Origin of the sequence: Streptomyces sp. NPDC101219 (assembly GCF_044767675.1) — a bacterium.
In the GTDB taxonomy this organism is placed as follows: domain Bacteria; phylum Actinomycetota; class Actinomycetes; order Streptomycetales; family Streptomycetaceae; genus Streptomyces.
Genome location: NZ_JBIWOK010000017.1, coordinates 56129 through 78758 on the forward strand (window position 1 = coordinate 56129; position 22630 = coordinate 78758).

Annotated in this window: 19 protein-coding genes; 5 read left to right on the forward strand and 14 right to left on the reverse strand. The window is 73.4% G+C overall.

Features of this window, described 5'->3' with window-relative positions:
* Positions 1-179 precede the first annotated feature (179 nt).
* On the forward strand, positions 180-647 hold the full coding sequence (locus tag ACIRPP_RS27440; RefSeq protein WP_403648071.1) for an RDD family protein: 468 nt from the start codon (positions 180-182) through the stop codon (positions 645-647).
* Between the two features lie 114 nt (positions 648-761).
* Here ACIRPP_RS27440 and ACIRPP_RS27445 read toward each other — a convergent pair whose 3' ends face one another.
* The 4 genes from ACIRPP_RS27445 to lipB form a co-directional block, all read right to left on the reverse strand.
* Entirely contained in the window at positions 762-1463 is a 702-nt protein-coding gene (locus ACIRPP_RS27445) for a DUF4191 domain-containing protein (protein ID WP_205077219.1), read from the reverse strand.
* Positions 1464-1533: 70 nt separating this feature from the next.
* Complete coding sequence (locus tag ACIRPP_RS27450; RefSeq protein ID WP_403648075.1) at positions 1534-1734, reverse strand: hypothetical protein; 201 nt, start codon at positions 1732-1734, stop codon at positions 1534-1536.
* Between the two features lie 301 nt (positions 1735-2035).
* Complete coding sequence (lipA, locus tag ACIRPP_RS27455; RefSeq protein WP_403648078.1) at positions 2036-3001, reverse strand: lipoyl synthase; 966 nt, start codon at positions 2999-3001, stop codon at positions 2036-2038.
* Positions 3002-3095: 94 nt separating this feature from the next.
* A complete protein-coding gene (gene lipB / locus ACIRPP_RS27460; protein ID WP_403648081.1) occupies positions 3096-3896 on the reverse strand; it encodes a lipoyl(octanoyl) transferase LipB in 801 nt (266 codons plus the stop codon).
* Positions 3897-4118: 222 nt separating this feature from the next.
* On the opposite strand from lipB, the gene ACIRPP_RS27465 reads away from it, so the two are divergent.
* Entirely contained in the window at positions 4119-5585 is a 1467-nt protein-coding gene (locus ACIRPP_RS27465) for a regulator (protein ID WP_403648084.1), read from the forward strand.
* Positions 5586-6167: 582 nt separating this feature from the next.
* Here ACIRPP_RS27465 and ACIRPP_RS27470 read toward each other — a convergent pair.
* Both ACIRPP_RS27470 and ACIRPP_RS27475 read right to left on the reverse strand, forming a co-directional pair.
* Complete coding sequence (locus ACIRPP_RS27470) at positions 6168-7565, reverse strand: NAD(P)/FAD-dependent oxidoreductase (RefSeq protein WP_403648087.1); 1398 nt, start codon at positions 7563-7565, stop codon at positions 6168-6170.
* Positions 7566-7777: 212 nt separating this feature from the next.
* Complete coding sequence (locus ACIRPP_RS27475; protein ID WP_403648090.1) at positions 7778-8680, reverse strand: TIGR01777 family oxidoreductase; 903 nt, start codon at positions 8678-8680, stop codon at positions 7778-7780.
* A gap of 74 nt (positions 8681-8754) precedes the next feature.
* Here ACIRPP_RS27475 and ACIRPP_RS27480 point away from each other — a divergent pair, with 74 nt between their 5' ends.
* A complete protein-coding gene (locus ACIRPP_RS27480; RefSeq protein WP_403648093.1) occupies positions 8755-9246 on the forward strand; it encodes a GNAT family N-acetyltransferase in 492 nt (163 codons plus the stop codon).
* A gap of 26 nt (positions 9247-9272) precedes the next feature.
* Here ACIRPP_RS27480 and ACIRPP_RS27485 read toward each other — a convergent pair whose 3' ends face one another.
* Complete coding sequence (locus ACIRPP_RS27485; protein WP_403648096.1) at positions 9273-10457, reverse strand: MarP family serine protease; 1185 nt, start codon at positions 10455-10457, stop codon at positions 9273-9275.
* 288 nt (positions 10458-10745) lie between these two features.
* Here ACIRPP_RS27485 and ACIRPP_RS27490 point away from each other — a divergent pair, with 288 nt between their 5' ends.
* Together ACIRPP_RS27490 and ACIRPP_RS27495 are read left to right on the forward strand one after the other, a co-directional pair.
* Positions 10746-11582, forward strand: coding sequence for a peptidoglycan recognition protein (locus ACIRPP_RS27490; protein WP_403648267.1), 837 nt, complete (start codon positions 10746-10748; stop codon positions 11580-11582).
* A complete protein-coding gene (locus ACIRPP_RS27495; protein ID WP_164337745.1) occupies positions 11566-11772 on the forward strand; it encodes a hypothetical protein in 207 nt (68 codons plus the stop codon). The genes ACIRPP_RS27490 and ACIRPP_RS27495 overlap by 17 nt, the downstream gene beginning before the upstream one ends.
* Positions 11773-11836: 64 nt before the next feature.
* Here ACIRPP_RS27495 and ACIRPP_RS27500 read toward each other — a convergent pair whose 3' ends face one another.
* The 7 genes from ACIRPP_RS27500 to ACIRPP_RS27530 all read right to left on the reverse strand — a co-directional run bounded on the left by ACIRPP_RS27500 (position 11837) and on the right by ACIRPP_RS27530 (position 22556).
* Entirely contained in the window at positions 11837-12358 is a 522-nt protein-coding gene (locus ACIRPP_RS27500) for a DUF4240 domain-containing protein (RefSeq protein ID WP_403648270.1), read from the reverse strand.
* 296 nt (positions 12359-12654) lie between these two features.
* Positions 12655-13629: a helix-turn-helix transcriptional regulator gene (locus tag ACIRPP_RS27505; protein ID WP_403648100.1), complete on the reverse strand. Its 975-nt coding sequence runs from the start codon at positions 13627-13629 to the stop codon at positions 12655-12657.
* A gap of 70 nt (positions 13630-13699) precedes the next feature.
* Positions 13700-16402: a pyruvate dehydrogenase (acetyl-transferring), homodimeric type gene (aceE, locus tag ACIRPP_RS27510; protein ID WP_403648103.1), complete on the reverse strand. Its 2703-nt coding sequence runs from the start codon at positions 16400-16402 to the stop codon at positions 13700-13702.
* A gap of 289 nt (positions 16403-16691) precedes the next feature.
* Positions 16692-17315, reverse strand: coding sequence for a GntR family transcriptional regulator (locus tag ACIRPP_RS27515; RefSeq protein ID WP_164338890.1), 624 nt, complete (start codon positions 17313-17315; stop codon positions 16692-16694).
* Positions 17316-17566: 251 nt separating this feature from the next.
* Positions 17567-19339: a 2-oxoglutarate dehydrogenase, E2 component, dihydrolipoamide succinyltransferase gene (gene sucB, locus ACIRPP_RS27520; protein WP_403648107.1), complete on the reverse strand. Its 1773-nt coding sequence runs from the start codon at positions 19337-19339 to the stop codon at positions 17567-17569.
* Positions 19340-19401: 62 nt separating this feature from the next.
* Positions 19402-20790 (reverse strand): dihydrolipoyl dehydrogenase, encoded by a 1389-nt coding sequence (gene lpdA, locus ACIRPP_RS27525; RefSeq protein WP_192232283.1) that lies wholly within the window; start codon positions 20788-20790, stop codon positions 19402-19404.
* Positions 20791-21014: 224 nt separating this feature from the next.
* The gene (locus tag ACIRPP_RS27530) at positions 21015-22556 is read right to left on the reverse strand and encodes a leucyl aminopeptidase (RefSeq protein WP_403648110.1); all 1542 of its coding nucleotides are present in this window, start codon (positions 22554-22556) and stop codon (positions 21015-21017) included.
* Between the last annotated feature and the right edge of the window lie 74 nt (positions 22557-22630).

The window sequence follows — 22630 nt, forward strand, 5'->3', positions numbered from 1 at the left end:
GGGTGGTAGATCGTTCGTGCGGCCAGTGCGGGTGGCACACGCTGTGCTCGACACTAGGGACGGGTGATTTCTCGGGCGTGACCCATTTGTTTCGCACACGTTAACCGCGACATCGTCGGCGAAACCCCGGACGCACCCCGCCCTCCTCCGGTCATATGCGGGCGCAGTACCGTGGACGGGTGGACAACAGGCAAGCAATCGGATCATGGCTCTCCGGCCCCCGTGCGGCCATGGAGGACGCCGGTGCCGACTTCGGGTACCGGGGCGAGCAGCTCGGGCTGCCGGAGGACGGGCCGGGCTCGATCGCCCGCCCGGGCCGCAGGCTCGGCGCGCTGGCGGTGGACTGGGCGATGTGCGCCCTGATTGCATCCCAGCTGATCACCGGCAGCTACGGACAGACGTCGTCCAACTGGGCGCTGCTCATCTTCTTCGTGATGAGCGTGCTCACCGTGGGCACGATCGGCTGCACGCCCGGCAAGCGGCTCTTCGGTCTGCGGGTGGTCGCCCTCAGCACCGGCGGGGTCCAGCCCGCGCGTGCGCTGCTGCGCAGCCTGCTGCTCTGCCTGGCGCTGCCCGCGCTGATCTGGGACCGCGACGGCCGGGGTCTGCACGACCGGCTGGCCGGCACGGTCGAGGTGCGGATCTGACGGTTGTCCCGTCCCCCCGGGGAACCGGCGGGAGCCGTGAGCGACGACGCGACGAGGGGCGCCCGGATCACTCCGGGCGCCCCTCAGCGCGTCGTATACGGCTACGGCAGGAGGTCAGCGCTGTCGCGGGCCGCCCTTCGGCAGCTTCATGCCCTTGGGCATCGGGCCCTTCGGCAGCGGCATGTTGTTCATCAGGTCGCCGAGCGCGCGCAGCCGGTCGTTGGTCGCGGTGACCTGGGGGCCGGTGAGCACCCGGGGGAGCTTCAGCATGGTCGTGCGCAGCTTCTTCAGCGGGACCTGGCCCTCGCCGTTGCCCACGATCAGGTCGTGCACCGGGACGTCGGCGACGATGCGGTTCATCCGCTTCTTCTCCGCGGCCAGCAGGGTCTTCACCCGGTTCGGGTTGCCCTCCGCGATCAGCACGATGCCGGCCTTGCCGACCGCGCGGTGCACCACGTCCTGGTTGCGGTTCATCGCCACCGCCGGGGTGGTGGTCCAGCCCCGGCCGATGTTGTCCAGCACGGCCGCCGCGGCACCCGGCTGGCCCTCCATCTGTCCGAACGCCGCCCGCTCGGCCCGGCGCCCGAACACGATCGCCGTCGCGAGGAAGGCGAGCAGGAAGCCCAGGATGCCGAGATAGATGGGGTGCCCGATCAAGAAACCGATCGCGAGGAAGACACCGAAGGTGACGATTCCGACAGCCGCGAGTACAAGACCGATCTTCTTGTCGGCCCTGCGGGTCATCTTGTAGGTCAGAGCGATCTGCTTCAGTCGCCCGGGGTTCGCAGCGTCCGCTGCGGTTTCCTTCCTCGCCATGCCCCGAAGTCTACGTGCCCCCGGAAGCGCGAACGACGGCAGTGCCCGGCCCGGCCCGCGCGGGGGCGGTTCAGCGGCGGACGGGCAGGGACCGCTCGAGGACGCGCTCGGTCTCGACCCGGTCCTTGGCACGGCGGCGGTCCTCCAGGACGGAGGTCCAGGCGTTGCGGCGGGCGGTGCGCTGGCCGCTGCTCATGAGCAGCGACTCGACGGCCCGCAGGGCGGTGGTGAAGGACGGGATGGCGGTGGCGCGGACGGGCGCGGCCTGCATGACGGGGGTCCCTCTCGGTACGGTTCCGGTGACGGATGTACGTGCTGTGATTCCAGGGTCACTGCTTGGTGTTACCAGGGCGTGACCGGCCGGTCAAACACCCATGAAGCGCCGGTTCCGGGCCCGCGAACGAGAACGCGGCCCCGGCGTACGCCCTCATCTGCGAGGACGGCCGGGACCGCGTGCTCTCGGCCATTACTGGCCAGTAATTACTTGTGCGCGACTTCACACGCATGCGGGCGGCCGGAGCCGGGCAGCGGGCCCCCGCCCGCTCCGCCGGCCGCCGCGCGTGCGAGCGCCGTCAGACCGCCTGGGCTGCCACGTAGCTGCCGCGCTTCTCGACGGCCATCCGGTAGAGCCGCCCCGCGCGGTACGAGGAGCGGACCAGCGGGCCGGACATGACCCCGGAGAAGCCGATCTGCTCGGCCTCCTCCTTCAGCTCCACGAACTCGTGCGGCTTCACCCAGCGCTCCACGGGGTGGTGACGCACCGACGGCCGCAGGTACTGGGTGATGGTGACCAGCTCGCAGCCGGCGTCGTGCAGCTGCTTCAGCGCCTCGCTGACCTCCTCACGGGTCTCGCCCATGCCGAGGATCAGGTTCGACTTGGTGACCAGGCCGACGTCGCGGGCCTGGGTGAGGACGTCGAGGGAGCGCTCGTAGCGGAAGCCGGGGCGGATCCGCTTGAAGATCCGGGGCACCGTCTCCACGTTGTGCGCGAAGACCTCGGGCCGGGAGGAGAAGACCTCCGCCAGCTGCTCGGGCACCGCGTTGAAGTCGGGGGCCAGCAGCTCGACCTTGGTGCGGCCGTCCTGGCGTCCGGCCGTCTGGGCGTGGATCTGGCGCACGGTCTCCGCGTACAGCCAGGCGCCGCCGTCCTCCAGGTCGTCGCGCGCGACGCCGGTGATGGTGGCGTAGTTCAGATCCATGGTGACCACGGACTCGCCCACCCGGCGGGGCTCGTCACGGTCGAGCGCCTCCGGCTTGCCGGTGTCGATCTGGCAGAAGTCGCAGCGCCGGGTGCACTGGTCGCCGCCGATCAGGAACGTGGCCTCGCGGTCCTCCCAGCACTCGTAGATGTTCGGGCAGCCGGCTTCCTGGCAGACCGTGTGCAGGCCCTCGCTCTTGACGAGGTTCTGCATCTTGGAGTATTCGGGGCCCATTTTGGCCCGGGTCTTGATCCACTCGGGCTTGCGCTCGATGGGGGTCTGGCTGTTGCGGACCTCCAGGCGCAGCATCTTGCGTCCGTCGGGTGCGACTGCGGACACATCGGCTCCCTAGCGTTTGATTCTTCGGCGTTCCCCAGGGTACGCCCGTTGATTTGGTGGCCGGCGTCGGTGTCGGCCACCTCGGCCGGGCCGGTCAGGCCGCGGGTGTTGTCTCGATCTCCCGCGGCTTGAGGTCCGCGTTCTCCAGAATGTCCTTCAGATGCCGCTCGGCCACCGGCAGCACCTCTTCCAGAGTGACGTCGCGCCCCAGCTCGTTGGCAAGGGAGGTCACCCCGGCGTCCCGGATGCCGCACGGGATGATGCGGTCGAACCAGGCGTTGTCCGGGTTCACGTTGAGCGCGAAACCGTGCATGGTGACGCCCTTGGCCACCCGGATCCCGATGGCGGCGATCTTGCGGTCCTCGCGTCGCTGCCCGGCGTTGGACGGGGCGTACTCCGGGCCGTTCAGCCGCGGGTCGAACTCCTCGTCGTGCAGCCGGGGATCGAAGTCGAGGGAGAGTCCGCCGAGCGCCGGCCGCCGCTCGACCGGGTCGCCCAGCACCCACACGCCGCTGCGCCCCTCGACCCGGCTGGTCTCCAGGCCGAAGTCGGCGCAGGTGCGGATGAGGGCCTCCTCCAGGCGGCGCACGTGGGCGACCACGTCCACCGGGCGGGGCAGCTTCTGGATCGGGTACCCCACCAGCTGGCCGGGGCCGTGCCAGGTGATCTTGCCGCCGCGGTCCACGTCGATCACGGGGGTGCCGTCGAGGGGGCGCTCGCTCTCCTCGGTCCGCCGGCCCGCCGTGTAGACCGGCGGGTGCTCCAGCAGGAGCACGGTGTCGGGCACCTCGTCGGCGAACCGGGCCGCGTGCACCCGGCGCTGTTCGTCCCAGGCCACCTGGTAGTCCACGGCCTGGGTCCCGAAGCCCATCCGGACGAACCGCACCTCTCCCACGGCAAGCGCCTCCCTGGAAAGCTCGTAAGGCACGCAACGTGCCCACGCCACTGTACGTCCGTCAGCCTTCGGGCCAATCCTCACACGATCGGATGAATGCCTGACGGAATGTGCGATCGCGCGCTTACTCTCCGCTACATTCGCGCCGACCATGAGGCCATTTGGGCTGCTCACAGGCGCCCGGCTCACAGCTCGCCCGGAAGGCAGGAGACCGCACCGCAGATGACGGAACGACCCGCGCAGCGCACCCCCAACCGCCAGCTCGCCGCGCTCATCGCAGAAGCTGGGTTCTCCAACGCGGGACTCGCCCGTCGCGTGGACCAGCTCGGTCTCGAACACGGGCTGGACCTCAGATACGACAAGACGTCCGTCACCCGCTGGCTGCGCGGACAGCAGCCCCGGGGCACCACCCCCGCGCTGATCGCCGAGGTCTTCACCCGGCGCCTCGGCCGCCGCCTCACCGCCCAGGACCTCGGCCTGGACGCCTGCGCGCCCGTCTACGCCGGCCTGGAGTTCGCCGCCACCCCCGAGGAGGCCGTCGACATCGTCAGCGGGCTCTGGCGCAAGGACTCCGGCAGCCACGCCGAACTGCGCAAGATCGCCTTCACCTCCGCCGGCCTGGTGGTGCCCAGCCGGGACTGGCTCATCGGCCGCCCCGACGAGAAGGTCGCCCGCGCCGAGCCGCCCGTCCGCGTCCCCGCCCAGGGCCGCCCCGCCGTCCGGCCCCCCGGACCCGGCGCGATCGGGGCCCGCCGGGTCCGGGGCGCCGCCGAGCGCGGACCGGGCCAGCGGGTCACCGGCGGCGACATCGCCGCCCTGCGCTCGGTCGGCGAACTGTTCCGCACCCTCGACGACGCCTACGGCGGCGGCCACGCGCGCCAGGCCCTGGTGCGCTACCTGGAACACGAGTGCGAGCCGATGCTGCGCGGCACCTACGGCGAGCAGACCGGCCGCCGGCTGTTCGCCGCCGCCGCCGACCTGACCCGGCTGGCCGGCTGGACCTCGTACGACATCGCCGCGCACGGGCTCGCCCAGCGCTACTTCGTGCAGGCGCTGCGGCTCGCCCAGGCGGCCGGGGACCGGGCCTACGGCGCCTACATCCTGGTCACCATGAGCCGCCAGGCCGTCTACCTCGGCCACGGGCGCGAGGCGGTGCAGCTCGCCCGGGTCGCACAGCAGGGCGCGGGCGGTTCCGTCCCGCCGGTCGTCCAGGCGATGCTGCACGCGGCCGAGGCCCGCGGCCACGGGGTGCTCGGCGAGGTGCGGGCCTGCACCACCGCGCTGGTCCGCGCGGAACGCGCCCTGGCGGGCGCCCGTCCCGGCGACGAGGTGCCGTACTGGGCGCGGTTCTTCGACGAGGCGCAGCTCGCCGACGAGTTCGGCCACTGCCACCGCGACCTCCAGCAGTTCCGGGCCGCCGCCCAGCACGCCGAACGCTCCCTGCACCTGCGCGCCCCGGCCTACGCCCGCAGCCGGCTGTTCTGCCGCGTCGTCCTGGCCACCGCCCGCCTGGGCCTAGGCGAACTCGACCAGGCGTGCCAGCTTGCGGTGGAGGCGGCGGGCCAGGCGGCGGAGATGCGCTCGGTGCGCGCCGTGGAATACGTGCGCGACTTCGAGCGCCGCCTGGAGCCGTACCGCGACGCGGGCCCGGTGCGCACCTACCGGGACAAGGTGGCGGCCCTGGGATAGCGCCCCGCGGGGTGCCGGCGGGCGGCCCTTGGGGTCGGGGGGCCGCCCGGGGTCGTGCCGTGACGTGGTCGGCTGCGTGCCGTGCGGCTGAACCGGGGGCCGGGAGCCGGGAGGGCGTGGTGGGGTACGTGTGCGATTTCGAGCGGCGCCTGGAGCCGGAGCGTGACTTGGGTCCGGTGCGCACGTACCGGGACAAGGTGGCGGCCCTGGGATAGCGCCCCGCGGGGTGCCGGCGGGCGGCCCTTGGGGCCGGGGGGCCGCCCGGGGTCGTGCCGTGACGTGGTCGGCTGCGTGCCGTGCGGCTGAACCGGGGGCCGGGAGCCGGGAGGGCGTGGTGGAGTACGTGCGCGATTTTGAGCGCCGGCTGGAGCCGTAGCGTGACTTGGGTCCGGTGCGCACGTACCGGGACAAGGTGGCGGCCCTGGGATAGCGCCCCGCGGGGTGCCGGCGGACGGCCCTCGGGGCCGGGGGCCGCCCGGGAGCCGTCCATCGCCGTGGACGGCCGCGGGCCGTGCGCGGCTGGACCGCGGGCCGGGAGCCGGGACGCGGCTCCGGGCCCGCGGAGGTCGGGTGTCCGCCGGGTCAGGCCGCCCGCGGCGCCGTGGGCAGCGGGTCCGCCGTGTGCATCGGCCGGCCCACGCCCAGGTCGCTGAGCAGGGCGGTGGCCGCGCGTCGGCCCGAGTACAGGGCGCCCTGCACCGTGCTGGTGTCCCGGTGGTCGCCGCACACGTACAGGCCGGCCAGGAGCCGTACCGGCCGGCGCAGGTCGTGCGGGGCGCGCATGGCGGGGACGGCGTGCGGCGCGTGGTGCACGGCGAGCGTCTCCCAGCGGTTGGTGGACGTGCCGTACAGGCGGCTCAGGTGCATGCGGACGGCGGTGTCGACCTGGGCCGGGGGCGTGCCGAGCACCGTGGACGTGACCAGCGCGCGGCCGGCCGGGGCCCGCGACGGGTCGACCCGGCTGACCACGGCGGTGTGGGCGACCGGTCCGCCCCGGTCGGCGTCGAGGAGCAGCGCGGTGCCGGTCGCGGGCGGCTCGTCGGTCGCGTGGTGCACCACGGTCACCGGGTGGAAGTCCGGCACCCGCAGCCCCGGCAGCAGCTCCGCGGCGGAGCGCGCGTCGGTCGCGACGAGCACCGCGCGGCAGCGGAACTCGCCGTGTTCCGCGGTGGTCACCGAGGTGGTCGACACGGACGTGACCCGCACCCCGGTGTGCACGGTGCCCGGCGGCAGACCGCGCAGCAGCAGCTCCGGCAGCGTCTCGGCGCCGCCCTCGGGCAGGCAGAGCCGTCCCCGGGCGAACGCCCGCAGGGCGAGGTCGGCGCACCGGCTCGACGTGGTGAGGTCCGGGTCGCACAGCAGGGCCGCCAGCAGGGGGCGCAGGAAGCCGTCGATGGTGCGGGCCGGCAGGCCCCGCGCCACCAGCGCCTGGGCAGCCGTCAGTTCGGGCCGGGCCAGCAGACGTTCCACGGGGGTGCCGGCGAGCCGGGTGAACGCGGCCCCGAGCCGCGCCTGGTCCACGGCCGTGCCCAGCGGGGCGCCGGTGCGGCTGCGGGGCACCGAGACCTGACGTCCGGGCACCGCGGCCGGCCGCCTCGGCGCGGCCCGGGTATGGGGGGCGCTCGCCAGGGCGCGCACCGCATGGAGTGCGCCCCTTGCGCCCCCGGCGCCCGGGGGTGCGCCGGCCCGGTGGTGACGTCCGTCACTGTGCAGCAGGACGCCGGGCGCGAAGGGGTGCAGGACGAGCCCGTCCAGGGCCGGATTCAGCCGTAGCTCGGGGTACGCCGTGGACAGCAACTGCCCGGTCCGGTCGAGCCGGAAGCCGTCGATCTTCTCGGTCGCCATGCGGCCGCCCGCCTGATGGGCGGTCTCCAGAACCGTGGTGGTGATTCCTGCGCTGGTCAGTCGGCGTGCCGCGGCGAGTCCGGCGATCCCGGCTCCCACGACGACGACGTCCGCCTGCTCCGTGGGCTCAAGCACGTGCCCCTCCTCGAGGTTGCGCGGGCGCTGGAGACGTCATGCCCTCAACAGGCCCCAGGGATACCCGAGTTCGGTCCGAGGTTAGGCCCGTGATCGGTCCGGGGCAGTCGCGCATCGCCAGGGCACGGGCGCACGACGGTCGCATACCGCCAACACCCGTGCGGGAAGGGGCCGCAGGGGGCGCGGGCCGGTCGCGGACCGGTCGCACCCGTTCACAACGCGGCCCGGACCGCCCCCTCGACGTCCGGGAAGGCGAACCGGAAGCCCGATTCGAGCAACCGCTTCGGCAGCACCCGGGCACTGCCCAGCACGTCCCCCGACATCTCGCCCAGCACCGTGCGCAGCACCGGGGCGGGCACCGCGAAGACCGCCGGGCGGCGCAGCACCCGGGCCATCACCCGGGTGATCTCCGCGTTGGTCGCCGGATGCGGCGCGGTCACGTTGAACGGGCCCGACAGCCCGTCGGTCTCCAGCAGATGGCGCAGCGCGGCCACCACGTCGTGCAGCGCCACGAACGACCAGTACTGCCGCCCGTCGCCCAGCCGCCCGCCCAACCCGGCCCGGAACAGCGGGAAGAGGCGGCCCCACGCCCCGCCGTCGCGGGACACCACCAGACCGGTCCGGGTGAACACCGTGCGCACTCCCGCCTCTTCGGCCGGTGCCGCGGCGCCCTCCCACTCCCGGCACACCGACGGCAGGAACCCCTCGCCGGCCGGCGCGCTCTCGTCGATCTCCCGGTCACCGGTCTCCCCGTAGTAGCCGATCGCGCTGCCGTTGACGAAGACCCGGGGCCGCTCACCGTCCGCCGGCGAGGCCAGGGCCGCCGCGAGCGCCGCGGTGCCGTTCACCCGGCTGGAGCGGATCCGCTCCTTGTAGGCCGGCGTCCAGCGCCGGTCGCCGACCCCCGCCCCGGCCAGGTTCACCACCGCGTCGCAGCCGGCCAGCCCGGCCGCGTCCACCGATCCCCCTTCCGGGTCCCACCGGACCTCGTCCGGGCCCCGGGGCGTCCCCCGGACCAGACGGACCACCCGGTGCCCGTCCGCCGTCAGCGACCGGACCAGGGCACCACCGATGAGACCGGACGCGCCGGCCACCGCGATTCGGGACTGTTCCATGCCCCCATCCTGCCGTCCCGCGCTCCCGGAAAACCGGGACGGCCACGGCGCGCCCCCCACGTACAGTGACCGGCATGCCCGCGCCGCACATACGTCCCGCCCGCCTCGACGACGAGGAGCCGCTCGCCCGGCTCGACCGGGACACCTGGTCCCCGCTGCACGCCGTCACGCCCCGGCCCGAGCCGCCCCACCCGCCCTTCTTCTCCGAGCGGAGCGGACCGGGGGACCACCTCGTCGCCGAGTACGGGGGCCGCGTCGTCGGCTACGTGAGGCTCGGCTTCCCCACCCCCCTCGCCTCCAACGCGCACGTCCGGCAGATCGCGGGCCTCGCCGTCGCCGAGGACGCCCGCGGCCTGGGCGTCGGGCGGGCCCTGGTGCGGGCCGCCGTCGCCGAGGCCCGGGCCCGCGGCGCCCGCCGCATCACCCTGCGCGTCCTCGGCCACAACACCCCGGCCCGCACGCTCTACGCCTCCGAGGGCTTCGTCGTCGAGGGCGTCCAGCCGGAGGAGTTCCTCGTCGGCGGCGCCTACGTCGACGACGTCATGATGGGGCGGCCCCTGGTCTGAGCCCGGCGTGATCGGAACGAGCGGCCCTACGAGGTGACCAGGTCGCCGGTGTCCACCGGCGTCGTCGCGTCGGCGGCCCGCCGCGCGTCCTCGGCGACCTCCGCCGCCGTGAGCACGTAGCCCGTCTCGGCGTCCGACGTGGAGCGGGCGAACACCACCCCGTACACCTTGCCGTCCGTGGTGAGCAGCGGACCGCCGGAGTTGCCCGGGCGGACCGTGGAGCGGATCGAGTAGATCTCGCGGGTGACCGTGGCGTCGTTGTAGATGTTCCGGCCCCGGGCCTGCACGCGGCTGGCGACCGTCGCCGCCTGGAGATTCAGGTCCCCGTCCTGCGGATAGCCCGCCACGACCGCCGAGTCGCCGCGCTCGGCGTCGTCCTCGAAGCGCAGCACCGGCGCCCGCAGCCCCGGCACCTGAAGCACCGCGACGTCCTTCTGCGGGTCGAACAGCACCACCTGCGCGCGGTACGCCCGCCCGACCCCGCCGACCTGCACCGTCGGCCGGTCGATGCCCGCCACGACGTGGGCGTTGGTCATCACGCGCTCCGGCGCGTACACGAAGCCGCTGCCCTCCCGCCCCTGGGTGCCGGCCACGCCCTCGACCTTCACCGTGCTGCGCTGGGCGGCCCGGGTGGCGGCGGCCGTGACACTGTCCCCGGACGGCTCGGCGACCTCGGCCGTCGACTCGTTCTCGAACGGGTTGAACACCTGCGGGAAACCGGCCTCGGTCAGCGCCGAGGTGGCCCGCGAGAACCAGCCCGGGGTGGTGTCCGGCATCGCGTCCTGCACCGCGCCGAGCAGCCGGGAGTCCCGGATCGCCGAGGTCAGCAGCGGTGACGAGGAGGCGCCCAGCACCGAGGCGGCCACCCACGCCACGATCAGCACCGCCACCGCGTTCGCCGCGGCACCGCCGATCCCGTCCGCCACCCGCAGCGGCCCCCGGTCCAGCTCCCGCCGCAGCCGCAGCGCCAGCCGCCCGGCCAGCTCGTGGCCCGCCACGGCCGGCAGCAGCACCGTGAACACCGCCGTCACCGTGGCCGTGGTCGTGCCCGGCGTCACCAGATCCATCACCCAGGGCAGGAGCCACACGCCGATCACCGCACCGCCCACGAAACCGGCCAGCGAGACGCAGCCCGCCAGCAGCCCGCGCCGGTAGCCGGACGCCGCGTAGGCCAGGACGATCAGCAACAGCAGGATGTCGAGCAGGTCCACGCACGCCGCCTTTCTCTCGGGCCCCCCAATACGTGGGGGAGGGGCCCGGTGATCAGCCACGCGCGCGAACGGTCACCGACCGGGCCGTCCCGCGCGCGTACACCCGGGAAAACGCCGCGGACCCGGACGATGGTTCCACCGGGTGGCACAGTACACATCGCGGGCGGCGCCGATCGGACCCACAGTGGATCCATGCGTGTCCCCAGGAGACCGCGAGGGGCGCGGAAGCGCCGCGCCTCCCGGATACCCGGCCGGCCCGGCACCCCGGGCCTGCCCAGGGCGGTCACGGTGCCGCTCGGCTGTCTGCCGGGCGTGGCCGCCGCCGTCGCCCTGGTGCTGTGCGCCTACGGCGTCGAACGCGCCGCCGAGCCCACCGCGCAGCCCGCCGCACGCCAGGCACCTGCCCATGCGGCGCCCCGGCCCCACATCGTGCCGCGCGCCCAGTGGGTCGGGGACGCCGCCCGCGAGCAGCCGCCCCCGCGCTACGACGACGCGATCGTGGCCGTCTTCGTCCATCACACCGACTCGCCCAACGACTACGCCTGCGCCGAGACGCCCGACGTCATCCAGCACCTGTACGAGGGCCAGACCGTGGGCCGGGACTGGGACGACATCGGCTACAACTTCCTCGTCGACCGCTGCGGCGTCATCTACGAGGGCCGGGCGGGCGGCACCGACCGGCCCGTCACCGGCGCCCACACCCAGGGGTTCAACCACCGCACCGCGGGCGTCGCCGCCATCGGGACCTTCACCGCCGGCACGCCGGTGCCCCAGCCGATGCTGCACGCCATCGCCTCCCTGGCGGCCTGGAAGCTGGCCCCCTCCGGCGTCGATCCGCGTGCCGAGGTGCGTCTGGTGTCCAGCAACGGTGCCAGCCGCTACGCCGCCGGCACCGCCGCCACCCTGCCCGCCGTCGCGGGTCACAACGACGGCTACATGACCAGCTGCCCGGGCGCCGCCCTGCACGCCCGACTCCCGGACATCCGGGAGATGGCGGCCGAGATGCAGGGGCGCGCGTCCGACGTGCGACGAGTACACAGCCGGGCCGCCGGGGAGGCACGTTCCGCCGCCCCGCCGGCCGGCACCGAAGCAGACCGGAGAAGGGCCGATGAACGACAGTCATGACCGAAGTACCGCCCGGGCCGGCGCCCTGCGCGCCCCCTGGACGGCCCTGTGCGCCGCCGCGGCCGTCATCCTCGGCCCCCCGGCCCACACCGCGTCCACCCTCACCCAGGCCAACGCGGCGCCCCGCCACCCCTCCCTCACCCCGGCCCCGGCGCACCGCCGTCCGGTCCGCCGCCATCCGGTCCACTGACGGCGCACGGAGCCTCCGGACCCCCGAAAGGGGCCCGGAGGCTCCGCACGTCGATCTCCCCGGCTCAGTCCCGGAAACGGGCCCACAGACGCGGGTAGCGCTCCGCCAGGACCTTCTCGTTCTCGAAGTCGAGGGGCGTCCCCTCCGGCTCGGCGGGCCCCGGCGGCAGCCCCAGGTCGGGCGCGATCGTGCCGGTGAGCTGCTCGTACGCCTCGTCCGCCGCGTAGCCGAGTTCCTCGCCGTCGCCGTCGACCTCCTCGTCGAAGTCGTCGTCCAGCAGGTCGGCCAGCGCGTCCGGGTCGTGCAGGGCGCCCTCGAAGACCTCCCGGCCCTGGCCGATGAGCCAGCAGCGGAAGAAGTCGAACGCGTCGTCGCTCGCCCCGTCCAGCAGGACCCAGGCGGCCCCCCACAGGTCCCAGCGGTAGGCGCGGTGGTAGCGGGCCTCGAAGTGACGGGCGAAGTCCATGACCGCGTCCGGATCGAGCCGCAGCAGCCGTTCCACGAGCAGGTCGGCCTGCTCCTCGGGGTCGCCCTCGGCGTCCTGCCGGGCGGTGTCCACCAGCTCCCAGAACTCCGTCTCGTCCATCACGCTGTCCAGCATCGGCCCTGCGCCCCCCGGACGCACCCGCAGTGCGCCGCCCCGGACGGGCCCGGATCCGGCCGCCCGGCGCGCCCACCGCCCGCCCGCACCGCCCGCCGAAGGCGCCCGGTGCGGGCGGTGCGGGAGCGGGAGAGGCCGCGGTGCACGCTCCGCACGGTCGGTGGCGGCGGGCGGAAGCCGAGGAGAGGCCGCGGTGCACGCTCCGCACGGTCGGTGGCGGCGGGCGGAAGCCGAGGAGAGGCCGCGGTGCACGCTCCGCACGGTCGGTGGCGGCGCGTCCCTCACCGCCGGTACAGCTCCGCCAGCCGTGCGGCCTCCTCGGCGAACCGCTCCCGCAGCGACGACGGCTCCAGCACCTCCACGCCCGCCCCCAGCGCCGTCAGCTGCGTGTGCGCCACCTCCTCGGACTCCACCGGCAGGGTCACCCGTACCCACCCCGCCGCGTCCGGGGCGCCCGCCGCCGCCAGCGCCTCCCGCGCGGACAGCGGGTCCACGGCGTGCGGCAGCCGCCGCACCCCCTCCGGCGACAGCCGGACCACCACCCGCGCCCGCAGGAGCGAACGCGCGAACTGCTCCGCCCGCTCCTCCCAGAACGCCGGGAGGTCGAAGTCCGCCGCCCGCTCGAAGCGTTCCCCGGCCGCCTGCACCGCCGTGAACCGGTCGATGCGGTACACCCGGAAGGACCCCTGCCCCGCGACCCGCGCGCACAGGTACCAGACACCCGCCTTGAGGACGAGCCCGTACGGCTCCAGCCGGCGCTCCACCTGGTCCTCGCCGCGCCGGTAGCGGGCGGTGATCAGCCGGTCGTCCCACACCGCGTCCGCCACGGCCGGCAGCAGCTCCGGTGTCCGCGCCTCGCGGAACCAGTTGGGCGCGTCCAGGTGGAAGCGCTGCGCGGCCGTCCGGGAGGCGTCCCGCAGCGAGGGCAGCAGCGCGGCCGACACCTTCAGCCGGGCCGCCGAGGCCGCGTCCTGAAGCCCCATCTCCCGGAGCGCGCCCGGCACCCCGGACAGGAACAGCGCCTCCGCCTCCCCGCGGGCCAGCCCGGTCAGCCGGGTGCGGTAGCCGCCGATCAGCCGGTAGCCGCCGGCCCGCCCCCGGTCCGCGTACACCGGCACCCCGGCCTCCGACAGCGCCTGCGCGTCCCGGGTGACGGTGCGTTCCGACACCTCCAGCTCCCGCGCCAGTTCGGCCGCGGTCATGGACGGGCGGGACTGGAGCAGCAGCACCATCTTGATCAGCCGGGCAGCACGCATGCGCCCATCATGCAAGAAGGCCCCCGCCGACGCGGGGGCCTTCTGCCGGTTCACACAGCCGTACCGGCCGTCACAGGCCGTACTGCTCGCGCGCCTCCTTCACGGCCGTCGCCCGGACCTCGCCGCGCCGGGCGAGCTGGGCGAGCGCCGCGACGACGATCGACTCGGCGTCGACGCCGAAGTGGCGGCGGGCGGCCTCCCGGGTGTCCGACAGGCCGAAGCCGTCGGCGCCCAGCGAGGAGTAGTCCTGCTCGACCCACTGCGCGATCTGGTCGGGGACCTGGCGCATGTAGTCGGAGACCGCCAGCACCGGGCCCTGGGCACCCTGGAGCGCCTGGCGCACGTACGGCACCCGCTCCTCGCCGCGCAGCAGCGCCTCGTCCGCCTCCATGGCGTCCCGGCGCAGCTCCGTCCAGGAGGTGGCGGACCAGACGTCGGCGGCCACGCCCCACTCCTCGGCGAGCAGCCGCTGCGCCTTCAGCGCCCAGTGGATCGCCGTGCCGGAGCCGAGGAGCTGGATCCGCGGGGCGTTCGCCGCCGGGGTGAGCCCGGCCGACTCGGCCGTGTTGAAGCGGTACAGGCCCTTGACGATGCCCTCGTCGATCCCGGCCACCGACGGCTTGGCGGGCTGCGGCAGCGGCTCGTTGTAGACCGTCAGGTAGTAGAAGACGTTCTGGTCCTCGTCCGGCCGGCCCTCGCCGAACATCCGGCGCAGGCCCTCCTTGACGACGACGGCGATCTCGTACGCGAACGCCGGGTCGTACGTCAGCGCGGCCGGGTTGGTCGCCGCGATGACCGGCGAGTGGCCGTCCGCGTGCTGCAGGCCCTCGCCCGTCAGCGTGGTGCGGCCCGCCGTGGCGCCGACCAGGAAGCCGCGGCCGAGCTGGTCGCCGAGCTGCCACATCTGGTCGCCGGTGCGCTGCCAGCCGAACATCGAGTAGTAGATGTAGAACGGGATCATCGTCTCGCCGTGCGTCGCGTACGACGTCGAGGCGGCGATGAACTCGGCCATGGCCCCGGCCTCGGTGATCCCCTCGTTGAGGATCTGGCCGTTCGTGGCCTCCTTGTAGTACATCAGCTGGTCGCGGTCGACCGGCTCGTACGTCTGGCCCTTGGGCGAGTAGATGCCCAGCGACGGGAACAGCGACTCCATGCCGAAGGTGCGCGCCTCGTCGGGCACGATCGGCACCCAGCGCTTCCCGGTCTCCTTGTCGCGCACCAGGTCCTTGACCAGGCGGACGAACGCCATGGTGGTGGCGACGTTCTGCGAGCCGGAGCCCTTGTCGAAGGCGGTGAACGCCTTCTCGGCGGGCTGGGGCAGCGGCGCGACCGGGTGGACCCGGCGGGCCGGGGCGGGGCCGCCGAGCGCGGCCCGGCGCTCCTGGAGGTAGCGGACCTCGGGGGAGTCGGCGCCCGGGTGGGCGTAGGGGACCTCGCCGTCGGCGAAGGCGCTGTCGCTGATCGGCAGGCCGAGGCGGTCGCGCATCGCCTTGAACTCGTCCACCGAGAGCTTCTTCATCTGGTGGTTGGCGTTCTTCGAGGCGAAGCCCTCGCCGAGGGTGTGGCCCTTGACCGTCTGGGCCAGGATCACCGTCGGGGCGCCCTTGTGGGAGACCGCGGCGCGGTAGGCGGCGTAGACCTTGCGGGCCTCGTGGCCGCCGCGCGAGACGTGGAAGCACTCGAGGATCTTGTCGTCGCTCAGCAGCTTCGCCATCTCGGCGAGCGCCGGGTCCTTGCCGAAGAAGTCCTCGCGGATGTAGGCCGCGTCGCGCGTCTGGTACGTCTGCACCTGGGCGTCGGGGACCTCGCGCAGGCGGCGGACCAGGGCGCCCGTGGTGTCCAGCTGGAACAGCTCGTCCCAGGCGGTGCCCCACAGCGTCTTGACCACGTTCCAGCCGGCGCCGCGGAACTGCGCCTCCAGCTCCTGCACGATCTTGAAGTTGGCGCGGACCGGACCGTCGAGGCGCTGCAGGTTGCAGTTGACGACGAAGGTCAGGTTGTCCAGGCCCTCGCGGGAGGCGAGGGTCAGCGCGCTGGTGGACTCCGGCTCGTCCATCTCGCCGTCGCCGAGGAACGCCCATACGTGGGAGTCCGACAGGTCCTTGATGCCGCGGCTGGTCAGGTAGCGGTTGAACCGCGCCTGGTAGACCGCGGAGATAGGGCCGAGGCCCATCGACACCGTGGGGAACTCCCACAGCCAGGGCAGGCGCCGCGGGTGCGGGTACGACGGGAGGCCGTCGCCGCCGGCCTCGCGGCGGAAGTTGTCCAGCTGCGCCTCGGTGAGCCGGCCGTCGAGGAAGGCGCGGGCGTAGATGCCGGGGGAGGCGTGGCCCTGGATGTAGAGCTGGTCGCCGGAGCCGTCCGCCTCCTTGCCCTTGAAGAAGTGGTTGAAGCCGGTCTCGTAGAGCCAGGCGGCGGAGGCGAAGGTGGCGATGTGCCCGCCGACGCCGTACTTGCTGCCGCGGGTGACCATCGCGGCCGCGTTCCAGCGGTTCCACGCGGTGATCCGGGCCTCCAGCTCCTCGTCACCGTCCACGGCGGGCTCGGCGGCGGTGGGGATGGAGTTGACGTAGTCGGTCTCCAGCAGCTTCGGCAGCGGCACGCCGGCGCCCTCGGCACGCTCCAGCGTGCGGCGCATCAGGTACGCGGCACGGTGCGGGCCGGCCGCCTCGGTGACGGCGTCGAGGGAGGCCCGCCACTCGGCGGTCTCCTCGGGGTCGCGGTCCGGAAGCTGGTCGAGCTCGCTCGGCCGGACAGCCATGGGGTCGGTCATGTCGCCGCCTTCCTCAGTCGAAGGGGGTTCCCTCGTCAGCAAGGGTTCGGGGGTGCCCTAGGTCTTTGGCAGGACAGGGCTGAGGGCTCGGGTGCAAGCCCGTCGGCGACAATAACTCCCTGATCGATGATCGATCAAAGGTTCTGGGTGAAATATCTCTTGATGACGAGAAAGTCGGCACGGGGTGCCTTGGAGAGTGGCACTCGGTGACCATGAAATGCCTGGTTTTCGCAGGTGGGGCAGCGGATGAGCGCCGCATCGCTCGGTTGGCGGCCGGGCCGCCCGGGGCTCACGCCCTCGGCGCGCACCCCAGGACGTGGGCCTTGACGATCTCGGGAATGCGGGGGTCGCGGCGCCGGAACGCGGCCACCAGCTCCTCGTGCTCCTCCGCGTAGGACTGCTGCACCGTGCCCAGCCAGCGGATCGACAGCGCCGTGAACACCTCGATGCCCAGGCCCTCCCAGGTGTGCAGCAGCACCGAGTTCCCGGCCGCACGCACCAGTTCGCGGTGGAAGGCGACCGTGTGCCGCACCTGCCCCGTCCCGTCGGCCATGCGGTCCGCCTCGTACAGGGCCGCCACGTGCGGCTCCAGCGCCGAGCAGTCCTCGGCCAGCCGGTCCGCCGCCAGCTCCGCCGCGATCGCCTCCAGGCCGGCCCGCACCGGGTAGCTCTCCTCCAGGTCGGCGGCCGTCAGATTGCGGACCCGTACGCCTTTGTTCGGCGCCGACTCGATCAGCCGCAGCGACTCCAGCTCCCGCAGCGCCTCGCGCACCGGCGTCTGGCTGACCTCCAGCTCCGTCGCGATCCGCCGCTCCACGATCCGCTCACCCGGCTGCCAGCGCCCGCTGATGATCCCTTCCAGGATGTGCTCGCGGATCTGTTCGCGCAGCGAGTGGACGACGGGCGCGGTCATGAGAGCTCCTTACGCGGGGGCCCCACCGGTCCCCTGAGGGCGTTCGACGCTTAGACAATACGGCCGCCGCGCCGTCCCGGTGGGGCGCACGGGGGCGCTTTCGCCCAGGTGAGACGAGACTTACACGACGCCTGTGACGCCGCACGGCCCCGCGCGCACCGGAAGGTGCCCGGACTGCTGGTGCCCGGACGGCAGGTGCCCCCGCCCGGATTCTCCGGACGGGGGCACCGTGCTGGCTGTGCGGCGGCTGACTACAGGCCGAGCTCGACCTCGAACTCGCCCGCCTCCAGGATCGCCTTGACCGCCGTCAGGTAACGGGCCGCGTCGGCACCGTCCACCAGGCGGTGGTCGTAGGAGAGGGTCAGGTAGGTCATGTCGCGGACGCCGATGACCGTGCCCTCCTCCGTCTCGATGACGGCCGGACGCTTGACCGTGGCACCGAGGCCGAGGATGGCGACCTGGCCCGGCGGCACGATGATCGTGTCGAACAGCGCGCCGCGCGAACCGGTGTTGCTGATGGTGAAGGTCGCGCCGGACAGCTCGTCCGGGGTGATCTTGTTGCCGCGGACCTTGCCCGCCAGCTCGGCCGTGGCCTTGGCGATGCCGGCGATGTTGAGGTCACCGGCGTTCTTGATGACCGGGGTCATCAGCCCCTTCTCGGAGTCCACCGCGATACCGATGTTCTCGGTGTCGAAGTAGGTGATGGTCCCCTCGGCCTCGTTGATCTTGGCGTTGATGACCGGGTGGGCCTTCAGCGCCTGCGCGGCGGCCTTGACGAAGAACGGCATCGGGGAGAGCTTGACGCCCTCGCGCGCCGCGAACGCGTCCTTGGCCTGGTTGCGCAGCTTCATCAGCCGGGTGACGTCGACCTCGACGACCGAGGACAGCTGGGCCTGCTCCCGCAGGGCCTTGACCATGTTGTCGCCGATGACCTTGCGGATCCGCGGCATCTTCACGGTCTGGCCGCGCAGCGGGGACGCCTCCAGCACCGGGGCCTTCCGGGTGGCGGCCGGCGTGGCGGCGGCCGGAGCCGGAGCCGGAGCGGCCTTCGCGGCCTCGGCGGCGGCCTCGACGTCCTGCTTGCGGATCCGGCCGCCGACGCCGCTGCCCTTGACGGTGGACAGGTCGACGCCCTTCTCGGCGGCCAGCTTGCGCACCAGCGGGGTCACGTAGGCGCCCTCGTCCGACGGCTTCGCGGCGGCCGGAGCGGCAGCCGGGGCCGGGGCGGGAGCGGCCGGCGCGGGAGCCGGAGCGGCCGGCTGCGGAGCCGGAGCGGGCGTGGGGGCCGGAGCCTGAGCCGGAGCGGGCGCCGGGGCGGCCTGCTGCGGAGCCGGGGCGGGCTCGGGCTGGGCCGGGGCCTCGGGCGCGGCCGGGGCGGGAGCGGCCGCCGGAGCGGCACCCGCCTCGCCGATGACAGCCAGCTTGGCGCCGACCTCGGCGGTCTCGTCCTCGCCGACCACGATCTCCAGCAGGGTGCCGGACGCGGGGGCGGGGATCTCGGTGTCGACCTTGTCCGTCGACACCTCCAGCAGCGGCTCGTCGGCCTCGACGCTGTCACCCACCGACTTCAGCCAGCGGGTCACGGTGCCCTCGGTGACGGACTCGCCGAGCGCGGGCAGGACGACGTCCGTGCCCTCGGCGGAGCCGCCGCCGGCGGCGGCCTCGGCGGTGGGAGCCGGGGCCGGGGCGGACTGCTCGGTGGACGGCTGGGCCTGCGGCTCGGGGGCCGGGGCCGGGGGAGCGGCCTGCTCGGCCGCGGGCGCCGGGGCGGCCTCGGCCGCACCGCTGCCGTCGTCGATCAGGGCCAGCTCGGCGCCGACCTCGACCGTCTCGTCCTCGGCGACCTTGATGGAGGACAGCACGCCGGATGCGGGCGCCGGGATCTCGGTGTCGACCTTGTCGGTGGAGACCTCGAGCAGCGGCTCGTCGGCCTCGACGCGCTCGCCCTCGGCCTTCAGCCACCGGGTGACAGTGCCCTCGGTGACGCTCTCGCCGAGCGCCGGAAGGGTTACGGAAACCGCCATGGTTTCGGTTGCTCCTTACGAATTGCGGAAGTCTGTGTCGTCGCGCCCGAAGACGGAAGGCGTCAGTCGTGGGAGTGCAGCGGCTTGCCGGCCAGCGCCAGGTGCGCCTCGCCGAGCGCCTCGTTCTGCGTCGGGTGGGCGTGCACGAGCTGGGCCACCTCGGCCGGCAGCGCCTCCCAGTTGTAGATCAGCTGGGCCTCGCCGACCTGCTCGCCCATGCGGTCGCCGACCATGTGGACACCGACCACGGCGCCGTCCTTGACCTGGACCAGCTTGATCTCGCCCGCGGTCTTGAGGATCTTGCTCTTCCCGTTGCCCGCCAGGTTGTACTTCAGGGCGACGACCTTGTCCGCGCCGTAGATCTCCTTGGCCTTGGCCTCGGTGATACCCACGGAGGCGACCTCCGGGTGGCAGTACGTCACCCGCGGGACACCGTCGTAGTCGATCGGAACGGTCTTCAGGCCGGCCAGACGCTCCGCCACCAGGATGCCCTCGGCGAAGCCCACGTGCGCGAGCTGGAGCGTGGGGACCAGGTCACCGACGGCGGAGATGGTCGGGACGTTGGTGCGCATGTACTCGTCGACCAGGACGAAGCCGCGGTCCATGGCGACCCCGGCCTCCTCGTAGCCCAGGCCCTGGGAGACCGGGCCGCGGCCGATGGCGACGAGCAGGACCTCCGCCTCGAACTCCTTGCCGTCGGCGAGGGTGACCTTGACGCCGTCCTGGGTGTACTCGGCCTTCTCGAAGAAGGTGCCCAGGTTGAACTTGATGCCCCGCTTGCGGAAGGCGCGCTCCAGCAGCTTCGAGCTGTTCTCGTCCTCGACCGGGACGAGGTGCTTCAGGCCCTCGATGATCGTGACCTCGGTGCCGAAGGACTTCCACGCGGAGGCGAACTCGACGCCGATGACGCCGCCGCCCAGCACGATCGCGGACTTCGGCACGCGGTCCATGACGAGGGCGTGGTCCGAGGAGAGGATGCGGTTGCCGTCGATCTCCAGGCCGGGCAGCGACTTGGGCACCGAACCGGTCGCCAGCAGGACGTGGCGGCCCTCGACGCGCTGACCGTTCACGTCGACCGAGGTCGGCGAGGACAGCCGGCCCTCGCCCTCGATGTAGGTGACCTTGCGCGAGGCGATCAGCCCCTGCAGGCCCTTGTACAGGCCGGCGATCACGTCGTCCTTGTACTTGTTGACGGCCGCCATGTCGATGCCCTCGAAGGTGGCCTTCACACCGAACTGCTCGCTCTCGCGCGCCTGGTCGGCGATCTCGCCCGCGTGCAGCAGGGCCTTCGTGGGGATGCAACCGTTGTGCAGGCAGGTACCGCCGACCTTGCCCTTCTCGATCAGGGCGACGTCCAGGCCCAGCTGAGCCCCGCGCAGGGCCGCGGCGTACCCACCGCTGCCACCGCCGAGGATCACTAGGTCGAAAACGGTGCTGGCGTCGTTCGCCACGTCACGTCCTCCATGCATGTGCGCCACGCCGGTCTCCTGTGACCGGTCGGCGGCTGGTGTGCGGCCGCTGTTGGTTCTCGGCCCTTCGGTGGGGGCCCTGTCCTGCCGAGCCCTATCCTCGCACTTGTCGAGCCCGTTCGAGACGTGGGGCCGTGGTGTGAGACGTCCCACGTCCGCCGCCGGGGCCTCGCTCTACCCGCGCGCGAGGCCCCGGCGGCCGGACATCAGGCCAGGTCGCCGGACGCGGTCAGCTCCGCGAGCCGGACCAGCGTACGGACGGCCGTGCCCGTGCCGCCCTTGGGCGTGTACCCGAAGGGGCCGCCCTCATTGAACGCCGGGCCCGCGATGTCGAGGTGGGCCCAGGTGATGCCCTCGCCGACGAACTCGCGCAGGAACAGGCCGGCGACCAGTCCGCCGCCCATCCGCTCGCCCATGTTCGCGATGTCCGCCGTCGCGGAGTCCATGCCCTTGCGCAGGTGCTCGGGCAGCGGCATCGGCCAGGCCGGCTCGCCGACCTCCTCGGCGGCCTCGTGCACCGCGCTGCGGAAGGCGTCGTCGTTGGCCATGATCCCGAACGTGCGGTTGCCCAGCGCCAGCATCATCGCGCCGGTCAGCGTCGCCACGTCCACGATGGCGTCCGGCTTCTCCTGGGAGGCGGCCCACAGGGCGTCCGCGAGGACCAGGCGGCCCTCGGCGTCGGTGTTGAGCACCTCCACCGTCTTGCCGCTGTACATGCGCAGCACGTCACCGGGACGGGTCGCCGATCCGGACGGCATGTTCTCGGCCAGCGCCAGCCAGCCGGTGACGTTGACGTCGAGGCCCAGGCGGGCGGCGGCGACGACCGCGGCGAACACGGCGGCGGCGCCGCTCATGTCGCACTTCATCGTCTCGTTGTGCCCGGCCGGCTTCAGCGAGATGCCGCCCGAGTCGTAGGTGATGCCCTTGCCGACGAAGGCGAGGTGCTTCTTCGCCTTGCTGGAGGTGTAGGACAGCTTCACCAGGCGCGGACCGGAGGCGGAGCCGGCGCCGACCCCGAGGATGCCGCCGTAGCCGCCCTTGGTCAGGGCCTTCTCGTCCAGCACCTGCACCTTGATGCCGTGCTCCTTGGCCGCCGCCTGCGCGACCGCCGCGAACGCCTCCGGGTCGAGGTCGTTGGGCGGGGTGTTGATCAGGTCGCGCGCCCGGTTCAGTTCCTCGGCGACCGCGGTGGCCCGCTCCAGGGCGGCCTTGTAGGCGCGGTCGCGCGGCTTGCCGCCGAGCAGGACGGCCTCGGCGAGCGGTGCCTTGCCGTTCTTACCGCTCTTGGCGTCCTCGGCCTTGTCCTTGTACGCGTCGAAGGAGTACGCGCCGAGCAGCGTGCCCTCGGCGACCGCTCCGGCGTCGGCGGCGTCGGTCAGGGGAAGGGCGAAGGCGGCCTTCTTGGCACCCGCCAGGGCCCGGGCCGCGACACCGGCCGCCTTGCGCAGGGCCTCCGGGGCGTAACCGGAGTCCTTCTCGGGCTGGGCACCCAGGCCCACCGCCACCACGAGAGGCGTCTTGAAGCCGGACGGCGCGGGGAGCTTCGTCACCTCGCCCTCGGCACCGGACGCGCCGAGCGTCTCCAGGACGCCGGCGAGCCCGCCGTCGTACGCGTGGTCCACGGCCTCGGCGCCGGGTGCGACGACCGGCGTCCCGGACCCGGACGCGGTGCCCTTGGCGACACCGATCACGATCGCGTCGGCCCGCAGGCCGGGCACCGCGGCGGTGCTGAGAGTGAGAGCAGTCACGGTGGTGAATTCTCGCTTCCGATGTGAAGTTGCTGTGGCCGAACGGTGTGGGTCGACCGGGCCCGGCAGCCGAC

Excerpts from the sequence above, each read along its gene's own strand:
- ACIRPP_RS27465 (WP_403648084.1), top strand. The coding sequence starts at position 4,119 with ATGACGGAACGACCCGCGCAGCGCACCCCCAACCGCCAGCTCGCCGCG.
- ACIRPP_RS27450 (WP_403648075.1), bottom strand. The coding sequence starts at position 1,734 with ATGCAGGCCGCGCCCGTCCGCGCCACCGCCATCCCGTCCTTCACCACC.
- ACIRPP_RS27515 (WP_164338890.1), bottom strand. The coding sequence starts at position 17,315 with ATGACCGCGCCCGTCGTCCACTCGCTGCGCGAACAGATCCGCGAGCAC.
- ACIRPP_RS27500 (WP_403648270.1), bottom strand. The coding sequence starts at position 12,358 with ATGGACGAGACGGAGTTCTGGGAGCTGGTGGACACCGCCCGGCAGGAC.
- sucB (WP_403648107.1), bottom strand. The coding sequence starts at position 19,339 with ATGGCGGTTTCCGTAACCCTTCCGGCGCTCGGCGAGAGCGTCACCGAG.
- ACIRPP_RS27505 (WP_403648100.1), bottom strand. The coding sequence starts at position 13,629 with ATGCGTGCTGCCCGGCTGATCAAGATGGTGCTGCTGCTCCAGTCCCGC.
- ACIRPP_RS27445 (WP_205077219.1), bottom strand. The coding sequence starts at position 1,463 with ATGGCGAGGAAGGAAACCGCAGCGGACGCTGCGAACCCCGGGCGACTG.
- ACIRPP_RS27495 (WP_164337745.1), top strand. The coding sequence starts at position 11,566 with ATGAACGACAGTCATGACCGAAGTACCGCCCGGGCCGGCGCCCTGCGC.
- ACIRPP_RS27475 (WP_403648090.1), bottom strand. The coding sequence starts at position 8,680 with ATGGAACAGTCCCGAATCGCGGTGGCCGGCGCGTCCGGTCTCATCGGT.
- aceE (WP_403648103.1), bottom strand. The coding sequence starts at position 16,402 with ATGACCGACCCCATGGCTGTCCGGCCGAGCGAGCTCGACCAGCTTCCG.
- ACIRPP_RS27480 (WP_403648093.1), top strand. The coding sequence starts at position 8,755 with ATGCCCGCGCCGCACATACGTCCCGCCCGCCTCGACGACGAGGAGCCG.